This window comes from Nodosilinea sp. FACHB-131 (genome assembly GCF_014695395.1).
Classification (GTDB): Bacteria; Cyanobacteriota; Cyanobacteriia; order Phormidesmidales; family Phormidesmidaceae; genus Nodosilinea.
In genome coordinates, this window is sequence record NZ_JACJOF010000011.1 from 111,990 (window position 1) to 129,131 (window position 17,142).

Here is a 17,142-nt window from a genome sequence, read left to right on the forward strand (position 1 = left end):
TGCGGTCGGGATACATCTTCTACTGGCTACACCACTCGATTTTCTTCAATGCAGCGGGCGTACCAGTGGTAGCTGGCTTTGGGGATGCGCTGCTGGGTGGCAAAGTCCACGTAAGTAACGCCAAAACGGCGATCGCGCCCATAGGCCCATTCAAAGTTATCCATAAAGCTCCAGAGGAAATAGCCCATCAGCGGATAGCCCTCTTGCACAGCGCGGTGGGCCGATCGCAGATACTGCTGTAAGTACTGGATGCGGTCTAGATCTAGCACCTCTCCAGCAGGCGTGAGTTCATCCTGGGCGGCGCATCCATTCTCGCTGATGAAGACTCGCAACTCGGGGCGCTGAAGGGTATCGCTGATGTGGCGCACGCCCCAGTAGAGGCTGTCGGGCAAAATGTGCAGCCAGGGCATGTGCATGCGCGGGTAGCTCTGGGGGAAGGGCAGCGCCTCAAAGCCTCTAGCGTTGTCAGCCGCTCTCACATAGACCCCGGTGTAGACGTTGAACCCAAGGGAGTCCAACGGTTGGTGAATAGTGGCCAGGTCGCCAGGCAAAATATCGGGGGCATTCTTGCCCAGGTCTGCTAGCAGTTGAGGATTGTATTCTCCGGTTAGGGCTGGGTAGATAATGCCGCCGTTGGTGCCCGTCAGGGGAAAGGCCGCCTGGGCTGCCGCGATGTCCGCTGGGGTATCGGTGAGGGGGACGGTGGCGAGGTAGTTATCGACTAGCGCCACCTGGCAGGGCTGGGGCGAGGCGGCGCGAATGGCTTGACAGCCGAGGCCGTGGGCCAGCAGGGCGTGGTGGGAGGTCTGCCAGACTTCTTTGCTAGTTTTGACGACGGTGCCGGGGGCCATTTCGGGAACGTGGCCAACGCCGTAGCCAATGTGGGTAAAGCAGAAAATTTCGTTGAGGGTCATCCAGTGGGTGATGCGATCGCCCAGCTTTTTCACCACCACCGTGACGTAGTCGACATAGTCTTGCGCCATCTGGCGACTGCGCCACGAACCATACTCGTCTTCGAGCGCTTGGGGACTATCCCAGTGAAACAGGGTGGCGTGGGGAGTGATGCCAAACTCCAGCAGGGTGTCGACCAGCTCGCTGTAGAAGGCCAAACCAGCGTCATTCACCGCGCCGCGCCCCTCGGGGATTATGCGAGGCCAGGAGATGCTGAAGCGGTAGTGGCGCACGCCCAGGTCAGCCATCAGGGCGATGTCGTCGCGGTAGCGGTTGAAATGGTCGCAGGCGATCGCCCCAGTGTCGCCATGCAGCACCCGCCCTGGGGTCTGGCTAAACACATCCCACACGCTGACCCCGCGAGCCTCCGAGGCCCCCTCGATCTGGTACGACGCCGTCGCTACCCCCCACTGAAACCCTGGCGGAAATGTGTATACCATCGCTTTGTCCTAATCCTGTTTTGTACGCCGCGTTACTCAACTGAGGGACGCTTTGAAAAGCTTGGGTGATGGCTTAGATTTTTCTAGCAAGGGCACAAAGTTTGCTCTAGAGCAGAAGTGGGGAACTAAAACCCTGCAAAAACGTCGCCTCAAAAACTCTTAAAGCTGACCTCGTGGGCCTAAGTAAATACTACCTAAGGCTGATTTTCATCAAGTTTTATTGCATGTATTCTGAACGAAATGTTACGCTCGCTGCTGCTTGCGCGATCGGTAGGTTTTTCTCAATTGATAGCTATGCCCGAGCGACAGTTTTCCCGTGAGTCGCGCCTGTGGGCATAGCGGCGTTTACTGGTTTAACCCACTCTAGTAACCCTTGTGTAAATGAGGGCTTAGAGCGCTTCGAGGCCAAACTTACTGAAGTCGTCGGTTTATGTCTCAATTCAATTCTAAGCATTATCAGCCTTCGAAACAACGGCTCAACTGGCTAGAAGGTATTCGGCTATTAGCGGCCGTTGGCATTTTGCTCTACCATGCCCAGCTGCTGTTTACCAAGTATGCCTATACTCCCCAGCCCACCGGGCTGCGAGCCAACTGGGCTGCCATTGTCGAGGCCAACGCTCATCTCGGTCAAAATGCGCTAGCTTCTGCGATCGCGCTGCCGGTGTGGTTCGGCTTTCAGGCAGTCGATATATTTATTTTAATTGCTGGCTTTGTGCTGGTTTTGTCGCTGCGCAGCAAAGCCTCTGCTGTCGGTGCAGGCGAGTTTATTCAAAGTCGTCTGCTGCGCATTCTCTGGCCGTTTTGGACCGTAGCCTGGCTGGCCTATCCAATTCTTTGGCTGATTGGTATTGCCACCAACAGCTATCGACCCTCGCCGTGGGATACCTTTGCTGGGGCTACATTTCCGCTGCTGTTTGGCTTTGATGGCGAACGTTTGCTGGCGACCAGCGGCCCCTGGTGGTTTATTCCTTTAATTATTAGTTTTACGCTAATTTCTCCTGTCCTCTGGCACCTTCTGAACCGCTGGGGAACCCGCAATTTGCTGCTGGTGAGTTTAGGGCTCACGCTGCTCTATCGCTACGGCGCGGTCTACCACTTTGGTGGACATCTAACTTACTCCATGTTCGACACGCCCAATAACTGGCTGCCCTTTGTCTCATTTGCGGCCAAGCTGAGCACCTTCGTAGTCGGCATGGCGATCGCAGAGGCCTACTGTCAGCACCGTGGCCCTTTGTTTTGGCGTCCTCAGCGGCTGCTTTGGGTGGGGCTCCTGGTCTACGCTCTGGGCTTTGTAGCGCAGTTTTATAAAATTGGCTGGGTGGTCTGCGATCTGCTGTTGCCTATTGGTTTTGTCATGGTGGCGGCAGTGGTGCTGCGATCGCTCAGCAATGTTCCGGCGCTGTCAGCGGCGATGGGGCAGCTGGGCGTGCATAGCTATAGCTACTTTTTAATCCACGGCTTTGTGATCGATCGCACGATTAATCTGTGGGTGCAAGACAGCGTTTGGCGCTACTGGGTGGCTCTGCCGCTGATGGTGGTTGGCACCTTAGCTCTGGCCATGATTGCCGATGCGGCGTGCCCGTTCATTCAGCGCAGCGCTGTGCAGCTGTGGCGCGACATTGACTATCTGCTGATGCAGAACCCAACGACTGAGGGAGCTAGCTGGCGGCCAGTGGTGGGCGATCGCGTCAGCTACAAGGGCAGCCGAGACTGGATTGTGCAGAAGATTGAAACTCTGCTCGACGAAGGCGAATCCTATCTTTGCCAAATTTCAGAGGGTCGCCGAACAATTTGGGTCAACGCCAACCAGCTGAGCCTAATTGAGGCCACACCGAGGGTTCAGAGCAGCCCCTACGCCCCGATCAAAACTGTTGTTTAAGCCAGGAGTTGCACCGCAGTGGCCAAAACATGGTCTAGCGAAATTCAAAAGGTCATCTTTACCCACGTGCTGCTGATTGGTCTGCCTACCGTCTTTTATGGGTATTTGCTGCTCAGCGGCTGGGCTTTAGTGGAGCCACGGGCCGTCGTATTGACGCTTTTTTTGTTCAACGCGGTGATGATTATCATCGAGTCGAGCAACGCGCTGTTTCGCCGGTTTGCAACCCATCGTCACCGGTTCAACCATCCGTCAGAGCAGACCCGCAACCAGGTCAAAGCCTGGATGGGAGTGCGGGGAGCTGAGTACCCCTCACCTCTAGATCCGGTGCCCCGTTGCTCGTTTTTGGTTGCCGCCTACTTGCCCAACGAGCAGAGCATTATCGTTGAGACTCTACACCATTTGCTCGCTCACATTGAGCGACCGGCGGGCGGGTTAGAGATCATTTTGGCCTACAATACGCCGGTAGATTTGCCCATTGAAGCTGAGCTACATCAGCTAGCCAGACAGCATAATGAGCTGATCATTTTGCGGGTCGAAGGCAGCCGCTCTAAGGCCGAAAATATGAATGCCGCCCTCGACATTGCGACAGGAGAAATCACCTGCGTGCTCGATTCTGACCACCACCCCAGCGCCGACTGTTTTAGGCGGTCATGGCACTGGATTGCCCAGGGCTATGACGTGATTCAGGGCCGCAACGTTATTCGCAACTATGATGAAAATTTCTTAGCTCAAAATGTGGCGATCGAGTTTGAGCAGCTCTATGGCATCAGCCATGCGGCGAAGTCGTTTCTCACCGACTCCAGCATCTTTGGCGGCTCGAACGGCTACTGGCGCACCTCGGTGCTCAAACAAATTCGCTTTAACCCCAACCGGCTGACTGAGGACATTGATGCCTCCTTGCGAACGCTGCTCAATGGCTACAAAATCTTGCACGATCGCAGCATTGTCACCAGCGAGCTAGCGCCCGCCTCGCTCAAAACCTTTTGGTTTCAGCGCAAACGCTGGGCCCACGGCTGGCTAGAGGTGTCGCTGCTCTACCAGCGTCGATTGTGGCGATCGCCCCACTTCAATAACTGGCAAAAATTCTACTGGACTTATCTGCTCTACTACTGCAAGTTCTTTGCTCTAGTTTCGGTACAGCTCTTGCCGGTGTTGCTGGCCTTTTTACTGGTGCCCGGTGCGGTGTCTGGTCAGATGCGCGGTTATTTTCTGATTGCCGGTGGCCTTTCGCTCTTCAGCGGGGTTTACCAAATTCTAGCCACCGCGAAGGTCGCCTCTAGGCGTTATCCGCTGGCTTACTACATTAAGCATGTACTGTTTTTGCCCTTCTACGTCACCCTCAAAAACTCGATCGCAATCGTCGCGATCTACGACTATCTCAATGGCGAAAACACCTGGGTCGTGACCCCTCGCGACACGCGATCGCAGAAGCGGTATCGCCTCAAGCAGGGTTAAGGGGCATCAGTTGGTTTGGCGTTATGGATCTGGGGCATACTCTCAGCGTGCCTAGCAGTCAGCCCCAGGAAGTTTATCAACCATGAAGCTAAACGCCCGCAGGCAACGGGTATCTCCCCTAAAAGACAAACCCTTGCGAAATCCAGGGCAATCCCTTGATGAGGAGTTACAGCGCTTATGGGATGAAGACCTCAACACGTGGCTGAGCCTGTTTTTGCTGCCCATCATCTTCACCGGATACGAGTGGTGGCGCGCGGTGAGTAACACCCCACCTCGACCCTTAGTAACCCTCATAGTTGCCATCCCAATTTCGAGCTATGCCTGCTTTCGGCTTTACCGATTGAGACTAAAACTCAGGCGCTTGAGAATGGCGCGAGATGGAGAGAAGGCGGTTGGCCAATATCTGTCAGATTTGAGAGAAAAAGGCTATCGAGTCTTTCACGACATTGTGGGAAAGGGTTTCAACGTTGATCACGTGGTGATTTGCGATCGCGGCATTTTCACGATCGAAACCAAAACCTATAGCAAACTACCGTCTGGAAGATCCACCGTTCACTTCGATGGCGAAACTATTCAGGTCAATGGTCAGTTAATGGAGCGCAATGCGGTGGAGCAAGCCAAGGCGCAGGCTTATTGGGTTGCAGAAGTTCTGAAAGAAAGTACCGGCAGGTCTTTTGCTGTCAAGCCAGTAGTGGTTTTCCCAGGATGGTTCGTGGAGTCGTCTAATACAAAAGGGTCTTCTGACCTCTGGGTGCTCAACCCCAAAGCGCTACCCAGTTTTATCGACAACGAACCGCAACGGGTTACCCCAGAGGACGTAAAGCTGGCGGCTTACCATTTATCTCGCTACATTCGTACCTCTTGAGTAGAGTGGAAACTAACCCTGCCGCACCTAACTTATCAGTGTTTTTTGCATAAATGAGCTGTTGGGGTCGTTGGTGTAGTCGCCAAAGGGACCTCGATATTCAAAGCCGTAGCGCTCGTACAAGCTGCGAGCTGGGGCAAAGGCGGGGAATGCGCCGGTTTCTAAATACAGATGGGTGTAGCCCCGCTGCCGGGCGACTTCGATAATGTGATCCAAGATGCTAGAGGCAATACCCTTACGGCGGTGAGCTGCGGGCGTACGCATTGACTTGATTTCACCGCTGGTGGGGTCGAGTTCCTTCAGTGCGCCGCAACCCAGCAGATCGTCCCCATCCCAAGCCGTCCAAAAGGTGATGTTTGGTGCCCTAAGTCGTTCCAAATCCAGCGCGTGAACGCTGCCGGGGGGCGTGATCTCGTGCATGTTTTCCAGATGCTCGCGCAGCAGGGCGATAATCTGTGGCTCAGTCAGATCGTCCTCGCGGATGTGCATTCGGCTCACCTCCCTAGCGTGTTGAAAAATTTTACCGTTAGGAGATCTGGCCAAACCGTTGCCACTGAACCGGCGGCGGCATGAGAAATTCGTAGGCCCCTGCCGCCTGCCCTTGTGCGGCGGTGAGCACAATGTCGAAGGAGAGCGACAGGCGTAGCTCGTCGGTGTGGTTTGGCGTGACCCCATGGCGCTGTTTGGCGGGGAAGACGATCAGTCGCCCTTCGGTGGGCAAGTAGAGGGCCTGGTCTTGGTTGAGGTAGTTCCAGGTGGAGATGATGTCGGTGTTTTCGCTGCCCAGGCCGGGGCTAACCTCGTTGGGGCGGGCATCGTCTAAAAAGGTGAGGCAGCCGGCAGCATCGGTGCCCGAGTCAGGTACGGCGACGTAATACACGGCGCTGACGTGGGCGGTGTTGTGGCAGTGGGCACCGACTTCTTGCTGGGGACGCGACACTACGGGCCAGGCTCGCTGAATGTAGAGATCGATCTGGCTGAGGTCGAGGCCGAGTTCTTGAAGATAGGTCACGACGTGGGTTTCAACTTGGCTAACCACCCAGCTAAACCGGGGATCGGTGTGCACTTTTTCGACGCCGTGTAGGTCGCCCGTCCAAGCCATCTCGGGAAAGTTGCGGGGTTCGCTGCCGTTGGCTTCTAGGTCAAGAATGGCCTCAGAGAGAGCCGCTTTGTGCTGGGCTGCATCGGGCAGGTCGGTGTAGTAGACGGCGAGGGGAAACCAGGTATCGACGGGCATGGGGAGATGAGGAGATGGGGAGTGGGGGAGATGGGGAAGTTGTTTGGGAGGGGTTTGACCTCTTGGATGGTTGAGAGGGCAAAGAGTTGGTTTAGGCGAGGGTAGACGGAGTTGGCGCAGGTATGTGCTGGATTGTACTGTTTAGTCTTGATATAGCTCGACTGACTAGCTTAAAACATTGCTTAGCTCATCAGCCTAGGAGAGGCCAGCGATGGAGTGGATTACGACCCGACCCATTGCCCACCGGGGCCTGCACCAGGGGACAGCGGTGCCAGAGAATTCGCTGGCGGCTTTTGAGGCGGCGATCGCAGCCCACCACCCCATCGAGCTCGATGTGCAGCTATTGGCCGACGGCAATCTAGTTGTGTTTCACGATCGCGATCTAAAGCGGCTGACGGGCAAAAAAGTCCGCATTGCTGAGCAAACGTTGGTCACGCTCAAGGGCTATCGCCTCTACGACACCGACCAAACCATTCCTTCGCTGGCTGAAGTTCTGTCTTGTGTTGAGGGGCGAGTGCCGCTGCTAATTGAAATTAAAAACAAAAAGAAAGTTGGCCCGCTGGAGCAAGCTCTGGTCAAAACTCTGGACAGCTACCGGGGGGAGTTTGCGGTGCAGTCGTTTAACCCGCGATCGCTCCAGTGGTTTAAGCGCCACGCTCCCGAAATTATGCGCGGCCAGCTGGCCAGCAAGCCGCAGCAGTTTTTGCGCAGCAACCTATTGCTTACCTGGGCCAGTTCCCCGCAGTTTATTTCCTATAACGTTAAGGCGCTACCGACGCTACCCACCACTCTGGCCCGCCGCTACTTTAACCTGCCCCTGCTGGCCTGGACGGTGCGTAGCCAGGATGAACGCGATCGCGCCATCCAGTACGCCGACAACTACATTTTTGACCAGTTCTAGAGCCCGCTGCCGCTCAGCAACCACTCAAGGGTCTTTCATAGAATTGCCCCTGGAGTCGGCTAAATTGGGCTCCCTGGACTGTTCCCTGGCTTGGGCTTTAGCGATGACATTGCCTTTAATCTCAGTCATTATTCCTACCCTAAATGAGGCCAGAACCCTGCCGCAGACCCTGTCCACCTTCTCTGAGGTGCTTGGCGTGGAGGTGGTGGTGGTCGATGGCGGCAGTGGAGATCAGACCGTAGCGGTGGCCAAGGGGCTGGGGGTGCAGGTCATTGAGTCTGCGCCGGGGCGATCGCACCAGCTCAACTGTGGGGCCGCCGCCGCCAGCGGCCCCCTGCTGCTGTTTCTCCACGCCGATACCCGTCTGCCTGAAGGGTTCGATCGCACGATTCGGCAAACCCTCGCCCAGCCTGGGGTGGTCGCCGGAGCCTTTCGCCTCGCCATCGACGGCCCTGGCCGAGGTCTGCGCTGGGTAGAATGGGGAGTGAATTTGCGATCGCGCCTTCTGCAAATGCCCTACGGCGACCAGGCTATCTTTTTGAAGGCCGAGATTTTTCACGAACTGGGCGGCTTCCCCGACCTGCCGATGATGGAAGACTTCGAGCTAATGCGGCGACTGCGGAAGGTAGGGAAGGTGGCGATCGCGCCTAGCGCCGTGGTGACAAGCGATCGGCGCTGGCGTACCCTGGGCATTTTGCGCACTACTTTAGTCAATCAAATCATGGTGGTTGGCTATCTGCTTGGCGTTGATCCCCACAAACTTGCCCGCTGGTATCGCCGCTTGGGAAAACCCTGCAACTAGCAATCTTAGGTTTGTGGTTTTGTGACAGGCTGGAGGTTCCACTCTGGACTGATTATGTTCTAGAAGATGCTTGCTGAGACCAGTTTTCTTGTGCCTGTGACCAAAGGTCCATCAACCGCTTTGAAAACAACTGAAGACGTTCTGTGTCATCCTCCATGTTGGTGTACTCCCCGCTGTCCTGGAGATACAAGAACAGTTCAGCCTGAAAACTTTGGGAGATATTACGAGATTGAACCCACATTTTTTGTGAGTTAGTCTGACTGAGTAAGGTCGTAGCAAGCGTAGCCAAGCCGCTTATAGCTAGGACTATCCAATCTAACTGACCCAATACTTTGCTAGCGGATAGAGCAGATAGGATCGTTGTAGAAATAGCCAGACCGAGACTAGCGGTTTGCAGCCGCTTGAAATGAAGTTTATGTCGATCTGCACGGGTAGCGAAATCTCTGATGAGGCGATCGCATTGACTCAGGGCCTGCTGCCTTTTTTCTTCAAAGGTTTCGGCGGTTGATAGCGGACTGTATCTGTCCATAGGATTTTTGTGGCTTTAGATGAAAGCTGTGAATCGTAGCTTCCGGCTGAAATGGCTACCCTGACAACAACCCTCCACTGAGCCGCTTCATCACTCGACCGGCAATATCGGCGTAGCGCACCTCGCCAGCCAAAATCTGCCCCAGCCGCTGGGTGGCTGTGGGGCGCTTAATGCCCACTCGGTAACCGATCCCCGGCACTCGAAAGAACAGCCCAGCAATGCGCTTGGCCCAGGGCATATCCTCACCCCAGGTGGCGTGCATGGTGGCGGTGTAGTTGGCCAGGGCTTGGGAATCGCCGCCCAGTGCGGCATGAATTGCTTCCGCAGCTCGCACGCCGCTGATCATGCCGGGGCGAATGCCTTCGGCACTGAGCGGATCGACAATGGCAGCGGCTTCGCCCACCAGCACGGCCCGATGGGTGTGCAAAGGATGGTTGCCATCCCACAGCTTTAGCGGGTGGCTGTAGACCGTACCCTGGTCGAGGCTGACCCCAAAGGACTGGCTGTATTTTTCTAAGGCCTTTCTGTAGTCTGTCGGGGCTTGGCCCAAAAAGGTCGCCGCCCCAATCGAGTAACCCTCTGCTTTAGGGAAGTTCCACGCGCAGCCCTGCTTGATGAGGCCAAACTCAAAGTTGATGGCGCAGTTATCCCCTGGGGGGGCAAGCACTTCTAAGACGCTGGCGGTGCGCAGGGTTAAATCAGGAAAGCCCAGCCATTTAGCCATGTGGCCGGTGGCCCCGTCGGCGGCCACCAGGTAGGCCGCTTCCAGCGTGCCAGCTGTAGTGGTGACCTGCCAGTAGTCGCCTTGGTTGGCGATCGCCGTCACAGCCGTACTATCCTTTAGCTGCGCGCCTAGCTTTTGCGCCTGCTGCACCAAAAAGTGGTCAAACACCTCGCGTTTCACCATCCAGATCGGGTCGGTGGTGGCAAGTTCGGCCTCAACGGGGTCGGCTAGCTTGTAGGTATAGCGCACTCGGCGCATGGGGCGATCGATCGCCGGAGCAAAGTCAAAGTCAAAAAACTCCGCCACGCTGGGCGATACTGCGCCGCTGCAAGGCTTGTAGCGAGGCAGGGCATCTTTTTCCACGATCAGTACCGAGTGCCCCTGCTTGGCGAGGTGGTAGGCGGTCGATGCTCCGGCGGGGCCAGCCCCCACCACAATGACGTCGTACATTGGGTTTTTGACTGGGTAGATGAGTTACAGCGTGGCTGTGCCCCCATCGTACCGTCTTAGAGAACCCAGAAAATTTGGTCGGTTTGGGCTTGGTGCCCCCCCTGGGCATTGAAGTTTCTGCCTTCTCGGGGTTAAGTAAACAGGTTGGAGCACGGGTCTTAGAGCGTTTGGGATAACGTTTGGCATGGATAAGCGCTACTCAGCATTGGCCCTAAGTCAGGCCAAGCCCAGCGCCGAGCTTAGAGATTTCTTACCATCAATGCTTCATGGCCAGACTTAGACGACGTTAATTTATTTGTTATGGGTACTATGCAACGCAATTCTCTTAAGGCTTTCGCGGTAAGCACGCTGGGCTTTTTGGCCCTAGGCGTGCTGGCTGGCTGCGGCAGCGAAAGCCCCACCGCCACAACCCCTGAGGCCGAATCCGCCGAACCTACCGAAACCGCCAGCGCTGACGGCGAAAGCGGCACCCTGGTAATTCGCGCCAATGGCGAAGATTTTGTGCGCCAGGGGTTTACCACCAAAGACGGTTGGGAGATCGAGTTTGACAACCTCTACGTGTCTCTAGCCGATATCACCGCGGCCCAGACCGACCCTCCCTTTGACCCTGAGGCAGGCGACACCCTGGAGGCTAAGGCCGAAGTCAAGGTGGACGGTACCCAAGTAGTCGATTTGGCGGAGGGCGATGAAGCGGCTGAACCTGTGGCTGTGGGTGAGGTAGAGGCTCCGGCGGGGCGCTTTAATGCCTTAGCCTGGCGCATGGTGCCGGCGGAAAGCGGCCCTTCAGAGGGCTACTCCATCTGGATGCAGGGCACGGCCACCAAGGAGGGCGAAGCGATTCCGTTCACCGTCAAGGTGAATGAAGAGCTGGCCTTTACCTGCGGCGACTTTGTTGGCGACGATCGCAAGGGCATTCTCACCGCTGGGGAAGCGGCCGACCTAGAAGCTACCTTCCACTTCGACCACCTGTTTGGCGACGGCAGCGCCCCCGCTGACGACGGCATCAATACCGGTGCCCTGGGCTTTCAACCCCTAGCGGACCTGGCTGAGAATGGCGTGGTTGATGTCGATAGCGCTGCCCTACAGGCGGAGCTATCGGAGACCGATTACAAGACGTTTCTCTCGATTTTGCCGAGCCTGGGCCACGTGGGTGAAGGCCACTGTGCAGAAACTAAGCTGACTACCCTATGAGACTAAACCTGACATTGGCATTGACCTTAGGCTTAGCTGGCTGGACGCTGCCGGCGATCGCCCATGGCGTCACGGTAGAGTACCGCCAGGTCAGCAGCGTTGAGATCAGTGCTCAATTTGAGACTGGTGAGCCGATGGCCAACGCCCAAGTACTGATCTATGCCCCGGCTAACCCCGCCGAACCCTGGCAGCAGGGCACCACCGACGACCAGGGACGATTCAGCTTTACTCCAGACCAGACCCAGCCTGGTAGTTGGGAGGTCATGGTGCGCCAGGCGGGGCACGGGGTGGTGACTACCATTCCGGTGGAGAACTCCTCCCCTGAAAACTCTACTTCTAACCCTGGGACAGAGGCGGAAGCGGAGCCCAATTCTTTAATCTCTCCTAGTACTGGCCTATCTCCAGTGCAGCAGGGCATTACTATTGGCTCTGTAATCTGGGGCTTTATTGGCACCGCCCTATTTTTTGCCAGAGGCAAGCGCTAGTGCACATTCCCGACGGAATCTTACCAGCCCAGGTTTGTGCGGCTGGGTACGCCATAACTGGAGTAGCAACCTGGTATTCCCTGCGGCAGATTAACCGGAAGCCCGACCCTGCTGCCGAAATCCCCAAGGCGTCGCTGTTGACGGCGGCGTTTTTTGTGGCGTCGTCTATTTACATTCCGGTGCCGCCCGCCAGCGTTCACTTAATTTTGAACGGGCTGCTGGGGGTGGTGCTGGGCTATTTTGCTTTTCCAGCCATTCTGATTGGCCTATTTTTTCAGGCGCTAGTGATTGGCCACGGGGGCATCACCACCCTGGGGATCAACGCGGCGATGATGGGCATTCCGGCACTGCTGGCGTACCACATTTTTCAGAGCCGTAACGCTGTGGGCAAGATGCTCAAGGAGCCGACCCGCACGGGGGTATTTTCTTTTTTAGGCGGTGCCTTGGGCCTAGGGATCGCGGCCCTGATCTTTCTGGCACTGATCATTTTCAACATTCCTGCTGAGCTCAATGCGGGAGCCGAGCAGGCGGCGGTGCTGACGCTGTCGGTGGGTCACATACCCCTGGCCATTATTGAAGGCATATTTACGACCATGCTGGTGCTATTTTTGCGCCGGGTAAAGCCCGAGCTGCTGGAGGGTTAGGCCACCATGGGAGCCGCCAATCTTGATACCTACGTGCACCGCGAGTCGGTGATTCATCGCTGGTCGCCCCGGCTGAAGCTGGTCAGTCTGGTGGCGCTGATGTTTGCCTTTGCCATGGTGCGCCAGCTCACCCTGGTGCCCTGGATGCTGGCGCTGGCGGCCACGCTGTACGGGCTATCTGGGCTGCCAGTGTCGTTTTTGCGACAGCGGCTGAGCTATCCGGGACTATTTATTCTGTCGTTGGTGGTGGTGCTGCCGCTGACGGTGGGCGATACGGTGCTGGGGCAGTGGGGTTGGCTGACCCTACGCCAGGAGGGGTTGCAGGCGACGCTGCTAATTGTGGGGCGGTTTTTGTCGATTTTGACCCTGGGGTTTATTTTGCTGGGGACGACACCGTTTTTGACCCTGCTAAACGCGATGCGATCGCTCGGTCTACCCACCATTTTGGCGGATATGACGTTGCTTTCGTACCGCTACCTGTTTGAGATCGCCACCATGCTGGCCACTATGCAGCAGGCCATGCGGCTGCGGGGCTTTGGCCAGCGGCGGCAGCGCTGGCTGCGGATCAACGGTCAAGTGATGCAACAGCTAGCCATGCTGGCGGGCAATCTGCTGATTCGCAGCTATGAGCAGTCTGACCGGGTCTACCGGGCTATGCGGTTGCGAGGCTACGGCTACGGAGGAAAGATAGTGGTGGGCCAGAGTGCGGCGGCGCAGCCCAGTACCCTGAGCTGGATGCTGGCGGCGGCGGTGCTGACGGCAGCGGTAAGCTTAGTAATCGCTGAAGGACTTTTGCGCCTGTGATGGAGATGCCTATGATGAATTCGATTTCGACTGGGTTTGACCCCTTAGCCATGGCCCAAAAGCCTCTGCGGGAGGCGATCGCGGCTCGCGACCTCTGCTTTGGCTACCCTGACCAGCCCGAGGTGCTGGGGAATATTTCGCTGACGATTGGCGAGGGCGATCGCGTCGGCATTATTGGCCACAACGGCTGCGGCAAGACCACGCTGTTTATGCTGCTGTGCGGCGTGCTCGCCCCCGCTGGCGGAACCATTCACCTGTTTGGCGAACCCCTCAAGCCCGGCCAGTTTCGTCCCGAGGTGGGGCTGCTGTTCCAAGACCCCGACGATCAGCTATTCTCGGCCTCGGTGCGCGACGACCTGGCCTTTGGCCCCCAAAACATGGGCCTTGACCCGGCTGAGGTGGCGGCGCGGGTCGCCCAGGCTGCCGATATGGCGGGCATCACCCACCTGCTCGATCGCCTGCCCCACCACCTGTCGGGGGGTGAAAAGCAGATGGTGGCGATCGCCGGTCTTTTGGCCATGACTCCCCAGATCATTCTCTACGACGAACCCACGGCCAGCCTCGACCTGCGTACCCGCCGTCGCCTGATTCGCTTTTTGCAAAACTCCACCGAGACCGTGCTGATCTCCTCCCACGATTTGGAGTTTGTGCTGGAGGTGTGCGATCGCGTCATTCTGATTGACGAGGGCCGCATTATTGCCGATGGCTGCCCCCGCCAGATCATGGGCGATCGGGCGCTGATGGAAGCCCACGGACTGGAGAAGCCCCACTCGCTGATTCCCCATGTTGATCTCCATCATGGGGGGTAGGGAGTAGGAGGGTAGGAGGGTTAGGAGCAGGATTCTTGAGGTTGGATTTGATATCCAAAGTGAGGGCGATGCTTAAAGCTTCTTTCACTGCTGCCCGAAACCAAGAAAAAAGGGGTTCCTGCACAGGTCAGGAGCCCCTTTCGCTATCTCTCTAGTCTCAACGGGCTAACAGGCTCGATCTAGTCGGGCTTTTTCTCCGGCATCATGCACTTGTCGGAGTCGCAGCCAGCGGGGCCAGCTTCGATCAGCTCGCCTGCGTCGTAGCGCGATAGGGCAGCGTGAAAGTTTTCGGTGCCGCGTCGGGCTTCTACCTGCTGCTTGAGGGCCTCGAACGTAGCCTTGTCGATGGGCTCGAAGGGCAGGCGAGGGAAAGTTTGCAGGTCGTCGAACCGGGCCAGCAGGGCGGCGGAAATGTAGCCTTCGTCGTTTTGGATGGTTTGGTAAATGCGTTCAGCCAGCGATTCCAGCTCCGGTTCGCGAAACTCGATGGTGGCCGAGGTGTTGTGGGTGGTGTAGTGTTTCTGCACCTGCATGTAGAAGTCAAACTGAGCCGCCGCCGAAAATTTCTCAATGGCGATTTCGTCTGCCCCCGGTAAGTTAGCCCAGGGCACCTCGACCGGAATTTCCACCAGCCACTCGGTGCAGCGGGGATCAAAGGGATCGTCGAGCAAACCGCCGTTCTCGTCCTTGTCGGACTGGGAGGGCACGATGGAGTAGCCGTAGTCGATGCAGGCCATGGCTACGGGATCATTTTTGCGGAAGGTGATGCGGCGAATGAAGCGCTGGGCCTTAGGAGGGTGCCAGCCGGGGCTAGCGCCCGTAAGCAGCGACTTGGTGCCCGCTGGCTGTACCGTGGTGCAGCGGTTGGGGCGGACTAGACCGTGGCGATCGCAATATTCCCCTACTACCCGGTGCACAATATCCTTCCACCGAGTCAGAAATTCTTTCTCTTTGGCCTTGAAGTCAAGTCCCTGCATGGTGTTGGGGCGGCCTGCCTCCCACCAGCGCAGCCACTCGACCCCAAAGGCAATCACGAAGAAGTCAAATAGACCAGTGAAGGAGACACCGACGATCGGGTCTTCCAATCGCGACTTTTGGTAGCGGGGTTCCTGGAACTGGTGGTTCAGCAGAACCGCTACAGACAGTGCCGCAGCGGTAAAGGCGTCTTCTTGATCCTTTAAGTTCTTCGGATCGAGCTGGTTGAGGTGTACTTCCGCCAGATTGCAGTGGAAGTTGGCCCCCAGGATCTCACCGCAGGGGTTGAGACCGTAGCGATCGTCGGCTCCGGCCCGGCGCTTCGCTTCCCCAGCCCACTGAATCGCGCCTTCGCCCGAGTAGAACTGCTTGCGAACTGAATCGATGCAGTCTTGCAGACTGGGCTTAGTGTGGAAGACGCGGGTGTGGTTGGCCATGCGCAGCACGTCGCGCTCGGGGTCGATACGCCAGTTGCCCTCGGCGTCCTGCTGCCAAAGGTTGTCTTTGGCGCTGGCGGCCAATTCATCGTTGCTGTCGAACTGACGCATGCCCGCGCTGCGGCGGATGTTGCCGGCTACTACGCAGGCGGCGGCTTCGTCGATCAGCAGACAGCACTCGACCGAGTTGAGCTGACGGCCCAGAGCCTTGTTGAGAATGCTGGCGCAGCGATCGTAGAGCAGCGATAACCGGACGGGGTTGGCCACACCGCCAAAGCCCTTGAGCTTTTCACCAGCGGGGCGCACGTCGCGCAGGTCGATAGTGACGCTGACATCCCCCGTGAAGCGATCGTCGGTAGATAGCTCCAGCAGGGTTTCGTAGGATTTCACCCAGCCCTGGCGGCTGTCGCCGACGCGAATAGCTACCTGGTTGCCCTCAAGGGTGACTTCGGTGACTTCGCGGCGCTCACTTACAGGGGTTTCGCCAATATCGCCGGCCATGGTGACGATCAGCCGGTTGCGAATGACGGGAATTTGGTTGATGTACTTGGGTTCGAGAATTGCCCCGGTGCCGCAGCCCATCATGGCCAGATCCATCATCAGGCCAAAGGCGCGCCAGTCAACCACGTCGGTGCTGGTGCAGTTGTAGGCCCCAGAAAAGTTTTCGGGCTGCTTGCTCCAGTCGGTGCCGCCTACCCATAGCCAGCGACCAGAGGGTAGCGCCTTGGCCTGGCGCTGCATGCGGTTGAGTAATGCTGTCTCTTCGGCGGTGAGGTTACCAAGTTCGACCAAACCGGCTAGGGTGCGATCGCATACCTGATCCCAGGTTTCGCGCTGCCCCTCTACCACCTCGCCCCGACGGCTGTAGGTGCGATAAAACACGGGAAACGCCGCCGGAGCTGCCTCAGGGAATGGCCCCTGTAACCGGGTACGGGGAAGTTCTTGAACCATGGGATCAGCCTTTTGCTAGCAAGAGAGTACGTAGATCGGCGCATCGCCCACACCCAGCGGTAGAAACCCACATGCATCGGTAGATTCTCGCCTGAGCCGAGTAAAGCGCCCCAATGGTCGATCATCATACCCGATTATTTTTAGATGTAGCGTTTAACAACTCAATTTCCTCCAGATATAGCGCTAAATCTAGAAGGTCCTAGCTGCATGGAGTTCAGTTCATCGGGATCTCAAGTTGTGTTGCAAGGTCAACCCTGATCCCAAGGTTTTTGTCATTATTAAATTAGGATCCAAAACTTTCTATACAAGCCGTTTCTAAACAATGAGAGGCCCCATGGAAAAAGTTTGCTGGGAGCAGTTTAAGCACCGCTACGAAGGCCCCGACGGCCAGCTTAAAGCCTGGGCCGACTATCAACGGGCCTATCAACAGTGGCGGCGATCGTGCCTAACAGAGGCGGCGTCCCTAGGGTCGAGCCATCAGTAACGTCTTCTTCCATTTTTATAGCTACAGCCATGTGAGTTAGGACGTAAGCTATAAGCAGAGACATTTTCCTCCAAGTGCTATGCCCAAACCCTACAGCCTCGATTTGAGGCAAAAGGTCATCGACGCCAT

At 57.0% G+C, this 17,142-nt stretch carries 17 protein-coding genes; 11 read left to right on the forward strand and 6 right to left on the reverse strand.

Going from position 1 to position 17,142, the window contains the following annotated elements:
- Positions 1 to 26 precede the first annotated feature (26 nt).
- Positions 27 to 1,391 carry a GH1 family beta-glucosidase gene (locus H6F75_RS07070; protein WP_190750589.1) on the reverse strand — a complete coding sequence of 455 codons (1,365 nt, stop codon included), beginning with the start codon at positions 1,389 to 1,391 and terminating at the stop codon, positions 27 to 29.
- A gap of 430 nt (positions 1,392 to 1,821) precedes the next feature.
- Here H6F75_RS07070 and H6F75_RS07075 point away from each other — a divergent pair, with 430 nt between their 5' ends.
- From H6F75_RS07075 to H6F75_RS07085, 3 genes are all read left to right on the forward strand, one after another.
- On the forward strand, positions 1,822 to 3,270 hold the full coding sequence (locus H6F75_RS07075; protein WP_190750591.1) for an acyltransferase: 1,449 nt from the start codon (positions 1,822 to 1,824) through the stop codon (positions 3,268 to 3,270).
- An 18-nt stretch (positions 3,271 to 3,288) separates the two neighbouring features.
- The gene (locus tag H6F75_RS07080) at positions 3,289 to 4,725 is read left to right on the forward strand and encodes a glycosyltransferase family 2 protein (protein ID WP_190750593.1); all 1,437 of its coding nucleotides are present in this window, start codon (positions 3,289 to 3,291) and stop codon (positions 4,723 to 4,725) included.
- Positions 4,726 to 4,807: 82 nt separating this feature from the next.
- Positions 4,808 to 5,590 carry a nuclease-related domain-containing protein gene (locus H6F75_RS07085; RefSeq protein WP_190750595.1) on the forward strand — a complete coding sequence of 261 codons (783 nt, stop codon included), beginning with the start codon at positions 4,808 to 4,810 and terminating at the stop codon, positions 5,588 to 5,590.
- Positions 5,591 to 5,617: 27 nt separating this feature from the next.
- On the opposite strand, the gene H6F75_RS07090 is transcribed toward H6F75_RS07085, so the two are convergent.
- Both H6F75_RS07090 and H6F75_RS07095 read right to left on the reverse strand, forming a co-directional pair.
- A complete protein-coding gene (locus H6F75_RS07090) occupies positions 5,618 to 6,079 on the reverse strand; it encodes a GNAT family N-acetyltransferase (protein WP_190750597.1) in 462 nt (153 codons plus the stop codon).
- A gap of 37 nt (positions 6,080 to 6,116) precedes the next feature.
- Positions 6,117 to 6,827, reverse strand: coding sequence for a TIGR02466 family protein (locus H6F75_RS07095; protein ID WP_190750599.1), 711 nt, complete (start codon positions 6,825 to 6,827; stop codon positions 6,117 to 6,119).
- 211 nt (positions 6,828 to 7,038) lie between these two features.
- Here H6F75_RS07095 and H6F75_RS07100 point away from each other — a divergent pair, with 211 nt between their 5' ends.
- Positions 7,039 to 7,728, forward strand: a complete 690-nt coding sequence (locus H6F75_RS07100) for a glycerophosphodiester phosphodiesterase family protein (RefSeq protein WP_190750601.1) — start codon at positions 7,039 to 7,041, stop codon at positions 7,726 to 7,728.
- A 103-nt stretch (positions 7,729 to 7,831) separates the two neighbouring features.
- Positions 7,832 to 8,530, forward strand: a complete 699-nt coding sequence (locus H6F75_RS07105; RefSeq protein WP_190750602.1) for a TIGR04283 family arsenosugar biosynthesis glycosyltransferase — start codon at positions 7,832 to 7,834, stop codon at positions 8,528 to 8,530.
- A 52-nt stretch (positions 8,531 to 8,582) separates the two neighbouring features.
- On the opposite strand, the gene H6F75_RS07110 is transcribed toward H6F75_RS07105, so the two are convergent.
- Positions 8,583 to 9,059 (reverse strand): DUF4231 domain-containing protein, encoded by a 477-nt coding sequence (locus H6F75_RS07110; protein ID WP_190750604.1) that lies wholly within the window; start codon positions 9,057 to 9,059, stop codon positions 8,583 to 8,585.
- A 55-nt stretch (positions 9,060 to 9,114) separates the two neighbouring features.
- A complete protein-coding gene (locus tag H6F75_RS07115) occupies positions 9,115 to 10,233 on the reverse strand; it encodes a geranylgeranyl reductase family protein (RefSeq protein WP_190750606.1) in 1,119 nt (372 codons plus the stop codon).
- A gap of 309 nt (positions 10,234 to 10,542) precedes the next feature.
- Here H6F75_RS07115 and H6F75_RS07120 point away from each other — a divergent pair, with 309 nt between their 5' ends.
- Genes H6F75_RS07120 through H6F75_RS07140 form a run of 5 tightly spaced genes read left to right on the forward strand, consistent with a single transcriptional unit; the run spans position 10,543 to position 14,166 of the window.
- Positions 10,543 to 11,424 carry a DUF4382 domain-containing protein gene (locus tag H6F75_RS07120; protein ID WP_190750608.1) on the forward strand — a complete coding sequence of 294 codons (882 nt, stop codon included), beginning with the start codon at positions 10,543 to 10,545 and terminating at the stop codon, positions 11,422 to 11,424.
- Positions 11,421 to 11,909 (forward strand): carboxypeptidase-like regulatory domain-containing protein, encoded by a 489-nt coding sequence (locus H6F75_RS07125; RefSeq protein WP_190750610.1) that lies wholly within the window; start codon positions 11,421 to 11,423, stop codon positions 11,907 to 11,909. Before H6F75_RS07120 ends, H6F75_RS07125 begins: the two co-directional genes overlap by 4 nt.
- Positions 11,909 to 12,553, forward strand: coding sequence for a cobalt transporter CbiM (cbiM, locus tag H6F75_RS07130; protein ID WP_190750612.1), 645 nt, complete (start codon positions 11,909 to 11,911; stop codon positions 12,551 to 12,553). The genes H6F75_RS07125 and cbiM overlap by 1 nt, the downstream gene beginning before the upstream one ends.
- Before the next feature lie 6 nt (positions 12,554 to 12,559).
- A complete protein-coding gene (cbiQ, locus tag H6F75_RS07135) occupies positions 12,560 to 13,357 on the forward strand; it encodes a cobalt ECF transporter T component CbiQ (RefSeq protein ID WP_190750614.1) in 798 nt (265 codons plus the stop codon).
- A 14-nt stretch (positions 13,358 to 13,371) separates the two neighbouring features.
- Positions 13,372 to 14,166, forward strand: coding sequence for an energy-coupling factor ABC transporter ATP-binding protein (locus tag H6F75_RS07140; RefSeq protein WP_279308291.1), 795 nt, complete (start codon positions 13,372 to 13,374; stop codon positions 14,164 to 14,166).
- Positions 14,167 to 14,345: 179 nt separating this feature from the next.
- On the opposite strand, the gene nrdJ is transcribed toward H6F75_RS07140, so the two are convergent.
- The gene (gene nrdJ / locus H6F75_RS07145) at positions 14,346 to 16,529 is read right to left on the reverse strand and encodes a ribonucleoside-triphosphate reductase, adenosylcobalamin-dependent (protein ID WP_190750616.1); all 2,184 of its coding nucleotides are present in this window, start codon (positions 16,527 to 16,529) and stop codon (positions 14,346 to 14,348) included.
- 334 nt (positions 16,530 to 16,863) lie between these two features.
- On the opposite strand from nrdJ, the gene H6F75_RS07150 reads away from it, so the two are divergent.
- Positions 16,864 to 17,013, forward strand: a complete 150-nt coding sequence (locus tag H6F75_RS07150) for a hypothetical protein (protein ID WP_190750618.1) — start codon at positions 16,864 to 16,866, stop codon at positions 17,011 to 17,013.
- The last annotated feature ends 129 nt before the right edge of the window (positions 17,014 to 17,142 follow it).

Coding starts and splice junctions, on each gene's coding strand:
- H6F75_RS07100 (WP_190750601.1), top strand. CDS start 7,039: ATGGAGTGGATTACGACCCGACCCATTGCCCACCGGGGCCTGCACCAG.
- H6F75_RS07085 (WP_190750595.1), top strand. CDS start 4,808: ATGAAGCTAAACGCCCGCAGGCAACGGGTATCTCCCCTAAAAGACAAA.
- H6F75_RS07120 (WP_190750608.1), top strand. CDS start 10,543: ATGCAACGCAATTCTCTTAAGGCTTTCGCGGTAAGCACGCTGGGCTTT.
- H6F75_RS07075 (WP_190750591.1), top strand. CDS start 1,822: ATGTCTCAATTCAATTCTAAGCATTATCAGCCTTCGAAACAACGGCTC.
- H6F75_RS07105 (WP_190750602.1), top strand. CDS start 7,832: ATGACATTGCCTTTAATCTCAGTCATTATTCCTACCCTAAATGAGGCC.
- H6F75_RS07110 (WP_190750604.1), bottom strand. CDS start 9,059: ATGGACAGATACAGTCCGCTATCAACCGCCGAAACCTTTGAAGAAAAA.
- H6F75_RS07070 (WP_190750589.1), bottom strand. CDS start 1,391: ATGGTATACACATTTCCGCCAGGGTTTCAGTGGGGGGTAGCGACGGCG.
- H6F75_RS07150 (WP_190750618.1), top strand. CDS start 16,864: ATGGAAAAAGTTTGCTGGGAGCAGTTTAAGCACCGCTACGAAGGCCCC.
- H6F75_RS07090 (WP_190750597.1), bottom strand. CDS start 6,079: ATGCACATCCGCGAGGACGATCTGACTGAGCCACAGATTATCGCCCTG.
- H6F75_RS07140 (WP_279308291.1), top strand. CDS start 13,372: ATGAATTCGATTTCGACTGGGTTTGACCCCTTAGCCATGGCCCAAAAG.
- nrdJ (WP_190750616.1), bottom strand. CDS start 16,529: ATGGTTCAAGAACTTCCCCGTACCCGGTTACAGGGGCCATTCCCTGAG.
- H6F75_RS07095 (WP_190750599.1), bottom strand. CDS start 6,827: ATGCCCGTCGATACCTGGTTTCCCCTCGCCGTCTACTACACCGACCTG.
- cbiQ (WP_190750614.1), top strand. CDS start 12,560: ATGGGAGCCGCCAATCTTGATACCTACGTGCACCGCGAGTCGGTGATT.
- H6F75_RS07115 (WP_190750606.1), bottom strand. CDS start 10,233: ATGTACGACGTCATTGTGGTGGGGGCTGGCCCCGCCGGAGCATCGACC.
- H6F75_RS07125 (WP_190750610.1), top strand. CDS start 11,421: ATGAGACTAAACCTGACATTGGCATTGACCTTAGGCTTAGCTGGCTGG.